Source organism: Acinetobacter sp. SAAs474, from assembly GCF_032823475.1.
GTDB lineage: Bacteria > Pseudomonadota > Gammaproteobacteria > Pseudomonadales > Moraxellaceae > Acinetobacter.
The window spans coordinates 1,388,288-1,401,543 of the sequence record NZ_CP127915.1 but is presented as its reverse complement, the minus strand read 5'-3'; the positions used below and the strand labels follow the sequence as shown (position 1 = coordinate 1,401,543).

At 37.6% G+C, this 13,256-nt stretch carries 13 protein-coding genes; 6 read left to right on the top strand and 7 right to left on the bottom strand.

What is annotated here, in order from left to right:
* Positions 1-111: 111 nt before the first annotated feature.
* Both QSG86_RS07620 and QSG86_RS07615 read right to left on the bottom strand, forming a co-directional pair.
* Positions 112-636, bottom strand: coding sequence for a YecA family protein (locus tag QSG86_RS07620; RefSeq protein WP_317030936.1), 525 nt, complete (start codon positions 634-636; stop codon positions 112-114).
* 67 nt (positions 637-703) lie between these two features.
* Positions 704-904 (bottom strand): PA3496 family putative envelope integrity protein, encoded by a 201-nt coding sequence (locus tag QSG86_RS07615; RefSeq protein WP_317030935.1) that lies wholly within the window; start codon positions 902-904, stop codon positions 704-706.
* A 370-nt stretch (positions 905-1,274) separates the two neighbouring features.
* Between QSG86_RS07615 and rpoD the strand changes: the two genes are divergently transcribed.
* The 6 genes from rpoD to QSG86_RS07585 all read left to right on the top strand — a co-directional run bounded on the left by rpoD (position 1,275) and on the right by QSG86_RS07585 (position 7,998).
* The gene (rpoD, locus tag QSG86_RS07610; protein WP_317030934.1) at positions 1,275-3,161 is read left to right on the top strand and encodes an RNA polymerase sigma factor RpoD; all 1,887 of its coding nucleotides are present in this window, start codon (positions 1,275-1,277) and stop codon (positions 3,159-3,161) included.
* Between the two features lie 304 nt (positions 3,162-3,465).
* Positions 3,466-3,753 carry a DUF493 domain-containing protein gene (locus QSG86_RS07605; protein ID WP_317030933.1) on the top strand — a complete coding sequence of 96 codons (288 nt, stop codon included), beginning with the start codon at positions 3,466-3,468 and terminating at the stop codon, positions 3,751-3,753.
* 122 nt (positions 3,754-3,875) lie between these two features.
* The gene (gene lipB / locus QSG86_RS07600; protein ID WP_317030932.1) at positions 3,876-4,535 is read left to right on the top strand and encodes a lipoyl(octanoyl) transferase LipB; all 660 of its coding nucleotides are present in this window, start codon (positions 3,876-3,878) and stop codon (positions 4,533-4,535) included.
* A 134-nt stretch (positions 4,536-4,669) separates the two neighbouring features.
* Positions 4,670-5,149 (top strand): hypothetical protein, encoded by a 480-nt coding sequence (locus QSG86_RS07595; RefSeq protein ID WP_410487516.1) that lies wholly within the window; start codon positions 4,670-4,672, stop codon positions 5,147-5,149.
* Between the two features lies 1 nt (position 5,150).
* The gene (locus tag QSG86_RS07590) at positions 5,151-6,335 is read left to right on the top strand and encodes an iron-containing alcohol dehydrogenase (protein WP_317030930.1); all 1,185 of its coding nucleotides are present in this window, start codon (positions 5,151-5,153) and stop codon (positions 6,333-6,335) included.
* Positions 6,336-6,597: 262 nt separating this feature from the next.
* Complete coding sequence (locus tag QSG86_RS07585; RefSeq protein ID WP_317030929.1) at positions 6,598-7,998, top strand: APC family permease; 1,401 nt, start codon at positions 6,598-6,600, stop codon at positions 7,996-7,998.
* Positions 7,999-8,087: 89 nt separating this feature from the next.
* Here the strand turns inward: QSG86_RS07585 and QSG86_RS07580 are convergent, their stop codons facing one another.
* The 5 genes from QSG86_RS07580 to QSG86_RS07560 all read right to left on the bottom strand — a co-directional run bounded on the left by QSG86_RS07580 (position 8,088) and on the right by QSG86_RS07560 (position 13,154).
* Positions 8,088-8,573, bottom strand: a complete 486-nt coding sequence (locus QSG86_RS07580; protein WP_317030928.1) for a hypothetical protein — start codon at positions 8,571-8,573, stop codon at positions 8,088-8,090.
* A 476-nt stretch (positions 8,574-9,049) separates the two neighbouring features.
* Complete coding sequence (locus tag QSG86_RS07575; protein ID WP_317030927.1) at positions 9,050-9,529, bottom strand: tRNA (cytidine(34)-2'-O)-methyltransferase; 480 nt, start codon at positions 9,527-9,529, stop codon at positions 9,050-9,052.
* A gap of 41 nt (positions 9,530-9,570) precedes the next feature.
* Positions 9,571-10,947, bottom strand: coding sequence for a siroheme synthase CysG (gene cysG, locus QSG86_RS07570; protein ID WP_317030926.1), 1,377 nt, complete (start codon positions 10,945-10,947; stop codon positions 9,571-9,573).
* A gap of 75 nt (positions 10,948-11,022) precedes the next feature.
* Entirely contained in the window at positions 11,023-12,294 is a 1,272-nt protein-coding gene (gene serS, locus QSG86_RS07565) for a serine--tRNA ligase (protein WP_317030925.1), read from the bottom strand.
* Positions 12,295-12,404: 110 nt separating this feature from the next.
* Positions 12,405-13,154, bottom strand: coding sequence for an RsiV family protein (locus QSG86_RS07560; RefSeq protein WP_317032701.1), 750 nt, complete (start codon positions 13,152-13,154; stop codon positions 12,405-12,407).
* Between the last annotated feature and the right edge of the window lie 102 nt (positions 13,155-13,256).

Sequence of the window (13,256 nt, the reverse complement as noted above, 5' to 3'; positions counted from 1 at the left end):
GATATCATCATTAGACACTTATTTGAATCATCCACTTTTTAAACGTAGCTTTTACCCATAAAAAAAAGCACCTCCGTAGAGATGCTTTTAAAATCAAATCATTGCATAATGTTAGTTTGGTGTGTGATACATCAAATAAAGTTCATTGAGGTTATCTGGAATTTCTTCTGCAAGCTCATCCATTAATTGACCGTTGCGACGGAAAGTTTCCATCTGTGGATCCTCTTCATCGACACCACTAAAGATCATAATTGGCAAGGTTAAATCAACTAATTGCTCTTCAAACTCAGCAGCAAACCATGCTTCCTCATTAAGGAACATGGCATCAACAAAACCCACACTCCAATCACCTAGACTTGAGTCAACATCTGCTTCCTCGATTTCAAAAGGAAACTCAATGCCTTCTTCATTGGCTAAATTTTGGCGAATACTGTCTAACCAGATTTTAATTTGGCCAATAATTTCAGCAGGTATCTTGTTGTGATTTGCTTCAAATAGTTCTTCTAACCATTTGTCAAATTTTGGTCCAACAGCAATTGCACATAAAAAACCATGAGTCGCTGCAAAATCTAGACCGTACTCGTTTTGGTCACCATCTAGATATTCACTTAACAGGTCTAAATCTAAAGCACTCATTTAAAATCCAAACTTAGATACGAAAATATAAGCATACCATGCTGCCATGTTTTGCCGAAATTTTTAGTTAATCTTCGTCATCAAAGTCATCATCAAAATCGTAGTCAAAATCTTTAAGCTCACGTTCCAAACGACGTTGTGCCAATAAATCATCAATTAGGCGACGTTTTTCTAATGACTCTTTCGCACTAATTTTACTTGATGCTTCATCAAAATTAACATCATCATCACCGTAGCTATCATCTAGTTCAAAATCTGTAGAAGACACTAAAACTACCTCAGAGTGAAAAAATGTAAATGGGTCTACGGCGTATTTATCTAGGATTGCTATTCTTGTCAAGTTTTATTTATTTTTTTTCACTTTTTTTAGCCAATTCCATTACAGCTTTTGCGATAAATGCTACATTTAGGGTGAAATGGTCATAAACGACCTTGCGACAAAAAATAATTAAAATATCTATCCAAGCGACAGTTATAGACTTGAAATTTTATACTTTGCCCCGATATTTTTATTCGATTGTACAGCTAAGCCAAGTTTAATTTGCTGTTTGGCTGATCAATTCAGAAGCTATTTAAGGCGAATTGTGCTATCATGCACGGTTTTTCACTGCCACAGATTCAACGAAGAGTAAGCAAAGATGAGCGATATGACTTCCCCGACTTCTCAAGTAGCGGCTCTGATTAGCCGAGGCAAAGAGCAAGGTTACTTAACTTACGCTGAGGTTAACGATCATCTCCCAGACTCGATCACTGAAAGCGAACAAATTGAAGACATTATTCAAATGCTTCAAGACGTTGGTATTCCTGTGCATGAACGTGCGCCTGAATCTGATGACACCATGTTCGGAGATAATGCTGAAGCAACAGATGAAGTTGCAGAAGAAGAAGCAGCAGCTGTACTGGCATCAGTTGAAAATGAACCAGGTCGCACAACAGATCCTGTCCGTATGTATATGCGTGAAATGGGAACTGTTGAGCTCTTAACGCGTGAAGGTGAAATTAGTATTGCCAAACGCATTGAGGAAGGTATCCGTGATGTGCTACATGCCATTGCATACTGGCCAAATGCAGTAGAAGTGGTTTTAAATGAATATAAAGATTATGAAAATGGCGAACGTCGTCTTGCCGATATCCTTTCTGGCTATTTAAACCCTGAAACCGATGAAGAAATTCCAGAAGTTTTAGAAGATGAAGCAGAGCTGAATGATGACGAAGAATCATCAACAAAATCAACAAAAGATGTCAAACTAGATGATGATGATGAGGATGAAGAAGCCGAAACTGAAGATGATTCAGAAGGTGAATCTGGTCCTGATCCTGAAATTGCCAAAATGCGTTTTACTGAACTTGCAAATGCATGGACAGAAACCAAAATGATCATGGAAAAATATGGTCGCAATAGCCCAGAAGGTGCAGCAGCACTAGAAGCATTAGCAACCGTATTTATGATGTTTAAATTTACGCCACGTCTGTTTGATATTATTTCAGAAATGATTCGTGGTACACATGAACAAATTCGTCATTCAGAACGTGAAGTGATGCGCTATGCAGTACGTCGTGGCCGTATGGATCGTACTCAATTCCGTACATCATTCCCAGGGCAAGAATCAAATCCAGCTTGGCTAGATGCACAAATCGGTAAAATCCCTGTAGAACAACGGACATATTTAGAAAAAGTCCGTCCAGATGTTTTAGCATTCCAACAAAAAATTGCCGACATTGAAAAACAACTGGACCTTAGCGTTAAAGAAATTAAAGATATTTCTAAACGTATGGCAGTTGGTGAGGCCAAAGCACGCCGTGCCAAAAAGGAAATGGTCGAAGCAAACTTACGTCTGGTCATTTCGATTGCAAAAAAATATACCAATCGTGGCTTACAATTCCTTGATTTAATTCAAGAAGGAAACATTGGTTTGATGAAAGCTGTCGATAAATTTGAATATCGTCGCGGCTATAAGTTTTCAACCTATGCAACTTGGTGGATTCGTCAGGCCATTACTCGTTCGATTGCCGATCAAGCACGTACTATTCGTATTCCCGTGCATATGATTGAAACGATTAATAAAATTAACCGTGTATCGCGTCAATTATTGCAAGAAATGGGCCGTGAACCAACACCTGAAGAATTAGGTGAACGTTTAGAAATGGATGAAGTCAAAGTTCGTAAAGTTCTGAAAATTGCTAAAGAACCGATTTCAATGGAAACACCGATTGGTGATGATGAAGATTCACATTTAGGTGATTTTATTGAAGATGGTAATATTACCTCTCCAATTGATGCGGCTACTTCAGAGGGGCTTAAAGAAGCAACCCGTGAAGTACTTGAAAACTTAACTGAACGTGAAGCAAAAGTATTAAAAATGCGTTTTGGTATTGATATGCCAACCGACCATACTTTAGAGGAAGTAGGTAAACAATTTGATGTAACACGTGAACGTATTCGTCAGATTGAAGCCAAAGCATTACGTAAGTTACGTCACCCTTCTCGTTCTGAACATTTACGTTCTTTCTTGGAAAATGACTAAATAAAGAACCTATAATGGTTGCCTTGAAATAAACTTTATGGCCTCCATAATATGAAAAGTAGCGTAAAAAAGCCTGCATTATCGCAGGCTTTTTTATCTGATCTATTGAGTGATAAGCTTAAGTAGAGATATCGCAGACTCATGCATTTTCTCCAAACTCACGCCATTCAATCAGTTTAGAAAATATGTGACAAAATCATTTAAAATAAACACATGACTATCTTTACTTTGGATAGCTGTGCCTAGCAACGAAAAATCACCTCTTTTTATGCTATATAACAAAGAGAATCCATAAGGGGCTATCATGTCAGATCGTACACCATCTCGTGAACTACAAGAACATCTCTGGGTATTTCCAATGGATTACCCCATTAAACTCATCGGCCTTGCTGGTGATGAATTACGTGATGCTGTAATTGAAATATTCAGCAAACATTTTCCAGAATTTGATCCTAACAGTATAACCATTACGCCATCACGGACAGGAAAATATCATTCACTTACAGCACAACTGCGTTTTGATGAACTCGAACAAGTCCATGCGGTATATGCCGATCTTGCTGCTTGTCCTTTAATAAAAACAGCACTTTAGTTGGTATATCAACAAAAAACACGCCAAATGGCGTGTTTCTTATTTATATAAATGCTGTTTTATCTCTCTTTCAATATGCTTTAAACTGTATTTTCCACTGATTCAACAAGGATATGGTTTACGTGACTGAAACTGGACAAAAACCTGATCTGAATATTCGTGTTTATCAACACTTAACCGCATATCAAGACCGTTTTCAGGAAATGAAAAAATTTACTGAATTACGTGATCATGATAGTCCAGATGAATTATGGATTTTGCAGCATCATAATGTACTCACCCAAGGACAAGCAGGAAAACCCGAACATATTTTAATTGAAAGTGATATTCCTGTCGTACACACTGATCGTGGTGGTCAAGTGACTTGGCATGGTCCTGGACAGATGGTGATTTACTTTATGTTTGATCTTAACCGTCTTGGCTGGAATGTTAGAACCCTAGTATCCTATGCTGAAAATTTGATGATAACATTACTTAAAAAATATCATATTGACGCCTATGCTAAAGCAGATGCACCAGGTGTATATGTCAATCAATCAAAAATCGGTTCTTTGGGATTTAAAATCCGTAAAGGTCGTAGTTACCATGGTTTAGCACTTAATATTGACTGCGATTTATTTGGCTTTCATACCATTAATCCTTGTGGATACGCAGGTCTAGAAATGGTAAGAATCATGGATTTAATTGAAAACTATCCTCAATTTAATCAGTTAGCAAATGATGTGATTGAAAATTTAAATACCAGCGGTTACTTTAATCAAATCGCTGTTAGACAATTTTAATTAAATCACTTTACTTATGCCAAAGCAGCATCTAGAGTATTTACTCTAAACAATAAAATCATCAATAAAAGGATGGACGTGTGATCTCAACCAACGCCATAAAACCTGCATTGCAACTCACCTATGTCAAACTAATGATGGATGTAATTGGACGAGGCCTCGTCATGGCAAGTCAGGTTGATGAAGAAGTCCAACAAGAGATTCGCCAGTTTCCTGTAAATTTTATACTGTCAATGACCGTATTTCCTCACGGACCAAACTTTATCTTACAAGTAACCGAAACACATCAATTAAAACGTTTAGACTCGATCAGGACTAAAGCAGACTTAACCATCACCTTTAAACATCTCAGTCATGCTTTTTTAGTATTTTCTTTTCAAGAAAGTACTGCACAAGCATTTGCTAATGATCGTATGATTGCCGATGGAGATTTGTCTTACGCTGTTCGACTGGTACGCTGTTTAAATAAAATGGAAGCACTAATTTTACCTAAAATGATTGCAGAACTGGCCGTTAAAGAATATCCACAGCAATTAAGTCTAAAAGAAAAATTAATGAGTGCAGGCAATATTTATCTCAAAATTGCTCAATCTTATTTTCAACGGAGTATATAACATGGCACAACCTTATTATGAGTTTTTCTGTCCAGTAAAAATCATCGCAGGTCATCTTGCCTTAGAGCATATTCCTTTTGAATTATCTACCTTAGGGGCTAAACGCCCGATGATCATCACTGATAAAGGAGTACGTCAGCATGATTTACTCAAACCGATTGAAGCTGCATTTGCTGCAACTGATGTTGTGATTGGTTGTATTTTTGATGATGTACCACCGGACTCCAGCCTCGACACAGTTCATCAAGCTGCACAGTTATATCGCGACAATCATTGTGATGCCATTATTGCGGTAGGAGGTGGATCAGTGATTGACACCTCTAAAGCCACTAACATTTTAGTCAGTGAAAATGCCGATGATCTACGACAGTATTCAGGTGCGCATAATCTACCCCGCCCATTAAAGCCTTTTTTTGTGATTCCAACAACATCTGGCACAGGATCTGAAGTGACTATGGTCGCGGTGGTCTCTGATACTGAAAAAAATGTCAAAATAGCATTTGCCTCATACTACCTGATGCCACATGCGGCTATTTTAGATCCACGTATGACACAAACGTTACCATTACATTTAACAGCAATGACAGCAATGGATGCCTTAACCCATTCTGTCGAAGCATATTCCTGTCTGGCTGCCAATCCCCTGTCTGATGCTTATGCAACAGCAGCGATCAAGAAAATTGCCAATCATTTATTTCAAGTCTTGGACCATCCCGATGATGCACAAGGCCGCTTAGAGCTTGCTCAGGCATCCACGATGGCTGGTATTGCATTTTCAAACTCCATGGTCGGTTTGGTTCATTCTTTGGGACACGCTTTAGGTGCTGTAGCACATTTACCTCATGGTTTATGTATGAATCTTCTATTGCCATATGTTCTTGAATATAACAAAGAAATTAATGCAGATAAGATTGCTGATTTATTGTTGCCTCTTGCAGGCCCAGATATTTATGCACAAACACCACAACATTTACGTGCCGATAAAACCATTGCTACGATTTTATCAATGCGCGATCAGCTTTATAACTTAACCAAATTACCACGAACATTAAGTGAAACAGGTAAAATTAATGAAGCTCAACTGGATGAAATTGCTGAAAAAGCACTCAATGATGGCTCTATCATTTACAATCCTAAAGAAGCCAATTTAGCAGATTTAAAATCTATCCTAAAAAAAGCTTGGTAATTTGAAAAAAATAAGGGAAGATAAGCCCCGAAAAGCCTAATGTTTTTTAAACATTGGGCTTTATTAATATCAGAACAAAAAATAAACAAGTCGCAGCCAATTGGCCAGTTTTTTGCTAAAAAAAGTCTAGATCGCTACTGACAAAAACTAGCATTTTGGAGTAGATTGGCGCACTTTGTTTTAAATGTAGGGGGGATCGTTCGTCTCAAACGATCCTTAATGATATGACTGATCCTTGATCAACGATTAAGAGGATACGCCGTTGACAAATGTTTCTGGGACTCAATCGGCAGCTAAACTGCAAAAAACGCTAGGGCTATGGCACATTATTATTATTGGTTTAGCTTATATTCAACCAATGACACTATTTGATACTTTCGGACTCGTCGCTGAAGAAAGTCATCTCCATGTACCTGCATCCTATATTATTGCCTTAATTGCAATTCTGTTTACATCCATTAGCTATGGCAATATGATCCGCCGCTACCCATCTTCAGGTTCTGCATATACTTATGCACAAAAATCTATTCATCCTAATGTTGGATTTATGGTGGGTTGGTCATCATTACTCGATTATTTATTGTCCCCAATGGTCAATATTATTCTCGCGGTAATTTATTTAGAAGCACTTTTTCCTGCAATGAATCATTGGGTATGGGTCATTATACTCAGTGCCTTAATGACAGGTATTAATTTACGTGGTGCACGATTTGTTGCCAACTTTAATAGTCTGATTGTACTGATCCAATTATTGGTCATCGGAATTTTTACTTGGATGGTTTATAGCAAACTGCAAGCCGGTTTTAATGCCAACGGCCCTATCAGTGCAGCAGAGCGTTATCAACTTTGGAGCTTAGATCCATTCTGGAGTTCTCTGACCTCTGTGGGTGCATTAATTACAGGGGCAACACTCCTTTGCTTCTCATTTACCGGATTTGATTCTCTCAGTTCATTGGCTGAGGAAACCAAAGATACTGAAAAAACATTACCCAAAGCCATTTTCTTAACGGCATTAATTGCAGGTATTATTTTCATTATCAGCACTTACTTTATGCAATTGTATTTCCCAAGTGAACCGGGCAAATACTTTAAAAATATTGCAGAAACACAACCTGAAATTTTACTCCTTGTAGGTGGATCACTGTTTCAATCTTATGTGCTCACCTTTGCAATCATTACGGTAATGGCATCTGGTATTTCTGCACATGCAGGTGTATCGCGCTTAATGTATGTAATGGGACGCGATGGTGTAATTAATAAAAAGTTGTTTGGACATATTAGCCATAAGAATTTTACCCCATCTTACAATATTGTCATCGTTGGTATTATTGCATTAACAGCTGGCTTTATGGACTTAGATATTGTGATTTCCATGATTAGCTTTGGTGCTTTAACCGCTTTTACTTTTGTAAATTTATCGGTGATTTCACGTTATGCACTACGTGATGGACGTACCCAAAATCTTAAAGATATTATCAGTTTTGTGGTCATTCCATTACTTGGTTTTGCCAGTATCTTTGCCATGTGGCTTGAAATTGAAGAAACTGCATTAAAGTATGGGCTATGGTGGGCCATGTTTGGCATCATGTATCTAGGATACAAAACCAAAGGCTTTAAACACCCAGCACCACAACATAATGAATTTGACGATAGTATCCGATGATTACAACAAAAAGGCGCATCATGCGCCTTTTTTAATTTAAATATGTACAGATCTTCAAAACACACACTCATCCCAGCATGATGAAGTGACTATTTAACCATACAAGAAAAACCCATTTTTGTCGGAATCGTATTATTTTTAATACCCAATTGCTGAATAAAACTATGACGGCTTTCTAAAGCTTTCTGATTATCTGCAGTCAATTGTGACTTATTTTGCTGTAACAGTTGATAGGTTTCATTGATCACATTTTGAAAAATATTACAGACCTCTATCCGTTTTGCAGGTTTTAGCATTCGACCATATAACGTCCATTCAAAATCATCTGCAGTGAGTTGATCTCCCCATGTTTTAATTTGTGCATTTAAGCGTGTTTTCATCAAGGCTAATTCTTGTTGGACCTGTAATTCCTTTAATAATGGTGAAGATTCAGAGAGTGTATCATCTACGATCGTTTCACTACTTTCTGCTGCATATACAAGATTTACGCTCGAACTCAAGCATAATAATAGACCTATACAAAAAGAAATTAATACCTGCCGATCATGTTGTACTTTAAAAAAAGAAAATTTCATTATCCATTATTCCATTGCTCAAAAATTATAAATCAATGAATATTTTAAGTTGTGATCAATCATTTTATTTTAAAAATTGCGTGATCAATTTTAAAATAAAATGATCCATTAAGCGATATTATTTTGCAGTAACATCATTTCAACTGATCATCATAGTGATTAAAAAATATTAATCAAAAATTTATAGTTTTATACAATCGTCAGTGATCTAGAATAATCTAAATGACCTCACGATCACCCCCATATTTCAGCAATATTGATGACTAAAAGTGCTCATTAAAAAATATTAAATATCACTAAAATAAAACCATATACTTGGCAGAATAAAAAATGGCTAAAATACCATCAAACCGAATCATAAAATTAAAACATGGCATTATACGGATGTTTTCTATCTTATATTGGGTTGAAGCTATTTTAGCGCATCATTGACACAATCAATTATATTCATACAGCTTACAGCTATATCAACAGCTTTAGATTAAAGCCTTAAAATCTTGCTGACGCCAAGCTTCGTATAGAATCACTGCGGTTGCATTAGATAAATTCAAACTTCTTGAGTTGGCTGCCATCGGTAAACGAATCCAGTGCTCTTTAGGAAACATCGTACGGACATGTTCTGGCAAACCACGTGTTTCAGGACCCATTAATAAAGCCACTGGTCGATTTAGATTTGAGCGATGTGGTGTTTCTAGGCCTTTGGTTGTTAATGGATAAATTGCATCCATATCAATACCTTGTGACTTAAGATTAGCCAAGCAATCCTCAAAATTTTGCCAAATTTGCATCCTTGCATATTCATGATAATCTAGGCCTGCACGCTTTAACTTTTTATCATCCAGTTCAAAACCCAAAGGTTGAACCAAATGTAATTGTGCTCCTGTATTGGCACATAAGCGGATAATATTCCCTGTATTACTTGGAATTTCAGGCTCGTATAACACTATATGAATCACAGGATATCTCTTCTCTACTTTTATCAATTAAGCAAAGCTGACTAGCCTTGCCACTGTAACTGTTCACGTAAATGTACCACTTCACCAATAATGGTTAAGGTCGGTGCTTGTATTTGATCTTGAGAAACTTTTTCGGCAATATCAGCCAAAGTTCCAATCAATACTTTTTGTGCTGGTGTGGTACCTTTAGAAATTAATGCCACAGGCATATCTGCTCTTTGACCATGTGCAATCAGTTTTTTACAAATTTGCTCTAAACCAACCAATCCCATATACAACACCAGTGTTTGATTTTCATAAACCAATTCTTGCCAAGGGAGTTCAGGTGAACCCTCTTTTAAATGGCCCGTTAAAAATCGCACACTTTGTGCGTAATCACGATGAGTCAAAGGAATACCGGCATAAGCCGCGCATCCAGAAGCTGCTGTGATACCAGGTACAACCTGAAAAGGAATGCCTGCTGCAAAAAGCTCTTGAATTTCTTCACCACCACGACCGAATATAAAAGGATCACCGCCCTTTAAACGACACACTCGCTTTCCCTGACGGGCATATTTAACCAAAAGCTCATTAATACCCTCTTGTGGTACAGTATGATGAGAACGTGCCTTACCGACATAAATTTTATCGGCATCACGACGACATAAGTCCATAATCGGTGCAGAAACCAAACGGTCGTAAATAACAACATCCGCTTGCTGCATTAAACGTAATGCTTTGAGTGTCAATAATTCTGGATCACCTGGCCCTGCTCCCACAAGATAAACCTCACCTGAAGGTGCTGTCCAATCGCTCAGTGCTTGTTCCATCCATTGATCTGCTTCATCAATACCATCATTGAATACTTTTTCTTTGAGTGGACTGGCATACAGATTTTCCCAAAAAATACGGCGTTCATCAGGATGAATAATCTGTGCTTTGACAGTATTACGCCATTTTCCAGAAAAAGCAGCTAGTTTTCCCAATTGATGGGGAATCATACTTTCTAACTGAGTCCGAAGCTGACGAGATAGCACAGGTGATGTACCATTACTGGCAATTGAAATCACCAACGGTGATCGATCCACAATCGCTGGTACCATAAAACGACAATGAGGCGGATCATCAACGCTATTGACTAACACTCGCGCTGCTTCACAGACTTGAAAGACCGCTTGATTGACTGCGGCATCATTGGTAGCAGCAATCACTAATCGATAATTTCGGATTGGAAAATCTAAATTAAACAGTGCTTGAATATACTGACCTTGGCTCTGCTGAACAATCTCAAGCAAATCCGGTTCAATTGTAGGCGAAAGTATATCAATGATTGCACCAGCTTTTGCCAGTAACACTGCTTTACGATAAGCAATATGTCCACCACCAACAATCAGACAAGGTTGCTGCTGCAACTTTAAAGAGATTGGAAAAATATCCACAAAAGACCTCAGAATTTGTCCTGATTGCTTAAAGTAAAATCACCGTACAATACGGTGATTTTCTGTTATTGACGATTAATCAATATAACTTAGACCACCCATATATGGACGAAGCACTTCAGGGATTTCAATTGAACCATCTGCACGCTGATAGTTTTCCATCACAGCAAGCAAGGTACGACCTACAGCCAATCCAGAACCATTCAAGGTATGCACCAATTCAGTTTTCTTTTGATCGACACGATAACGTGCTTTCATACGACGGGCTTGGAAATCTCCCATACATGAACAAGATGAAATTTCGCGATAAGTATTTTGACTCGGTACCCAAACTTCTAAATCATAAGTTTTTACTGCACCAAATCCCATATCACCACCACAAAGTACTATTTTACGATATGGCAAACCTAATGCCTGCAAAATTCCTTCGGCATGACCGGTTAATTCTTCAAGTGCCTGCATTGAGGTTTCAGGTTTAACAATTTGCACCATTTCAACTTTATCAAATTGATGTTGACGAATTAAACCACGTGTATCTCGCCCATAAGAGCCTGCTTCACTACGGAAACATGGTGTATGTGCAGCATATTTAAGTGGCAAACGCTCAGCATCAATAATTTCGTCACGAACAAAGTTGGTTACAGGTACTTCTGCGGTCGGAATTAAATAGAACTCTTTTTCACCTTGTAATTTGAATAAATCTTCTTCAAATTTAGGTAACTGACCAGTACCACGCAACGAATCGGCATTGACCAAATATGGTACATAAGCCTCAGTGTAGCCATTTTGCAATGTATGTGTATCTAACATAAATTGTGTTAAAGCACGTTGTAATCGCGCTAAAGGGCCTTTTAATACACTAAAACGTGATCCTGTCAATTTAGTTGCAGTATCAAATTCCAAGCCACCCATCATCTCACCCAAATCGGTATGATCTTTGATGGGAAAATCAAATGCGCGAGGTGTACCCCATGTTAGCACTTCAACATTATCATTTTCGTCTTTACCAGCAGGTACAGACGCATCAGGTAAATTAGGAATAGATAATGATTTTTCTTCCAACTCCGCCTGCAGGTTTGCCAATTCAAGTTCAGCAGTTTTAATTTCATCTGCAATCATCGCCATACGTGCCATGATCTCAGAAGCATCGCCACCTGCTTTTTTAATTTGACCCACCTGTTTTGCACCAGCATTACGCTCAGCTTGCAGATTTTCAGTTTTGGACTGAATTTCTTTACGGCGAGCTTCTAATGATGCCCATTCTTCTACGTTGAGTTGTATACCACGTTTAGCAAGGGCTAAATTAACAGCCTCAATATTATTTCTAAGTAATTTAGGGTCAATCATAGTCGATCTTAAGTAAAGAAAAAAACTGCCTATAGTGTAAGCGCTTAACAGTAAAAAATACAGTGTAAGCGCGAACTGTTACGATTCATTAGCACAATAATTGCTACAGACTATAACTTTTTATAGTTTGGTAAACTTGGTAAATACTGCGGCTTAAATAAGCTTTGACTCATTTGATATGGTAAGGTTAACTCACTCATACCCTCAGCATAACTTGCCAATTCATAGAGTGGATAAACAAAAACGATTCCTTTGGGGCCATAGTAAAAATTATCACTGAGCTGTAATTTTTGACGTTCAATATTATGGTCACTTAACCAAATCGAGTTAGCATCATACAGTTGATAAAGTACTTTTTGTTCAGCACCTTTAACTAAAATATCTTGTAGAGCAATACGTTTTTTTTGAGACAAATCAAAATTAACATACTCTGTATGATATAAACCATGCGCTGCACCTGCGCTATAGGTATAAGAATCAATCGCAAAAGTTGCCACATTATACCACTGACTAATATAACGTACGGCAATACTGCTTTGACTTAAACCGGCAACAGAACCATCGCCTAATTGAACTTTTTCATTTGGCTCAGTTGAAAATGCAATCGGCTCTGCTTTTTTTATACGCGCATTAAAATAGCTGTTAATCCAGTCAACATTGGTTTCTACGGTTTGTAAATCATATTGTGTACAACCTTCAGCATCACAAGCCTCTGGCTTGGTGATTTTCATTGTGACTGTTTTAGATTGAATTAATGGGACTTGAACATTATTTTCTTGTTGTGTACTGGTTAAATTTTCATTAACAGGTTCATTACGTGGTTTACATCCAGTGATTAAACTTGTGGACACAAGCACCATTGTCGCAATACTCAGTACTTTAATATTAATTGTTTTCACCTTAACCCCGAATAGAATGACGCTTAATAACAGTTACACTATACAAATTCATGATATAAATTT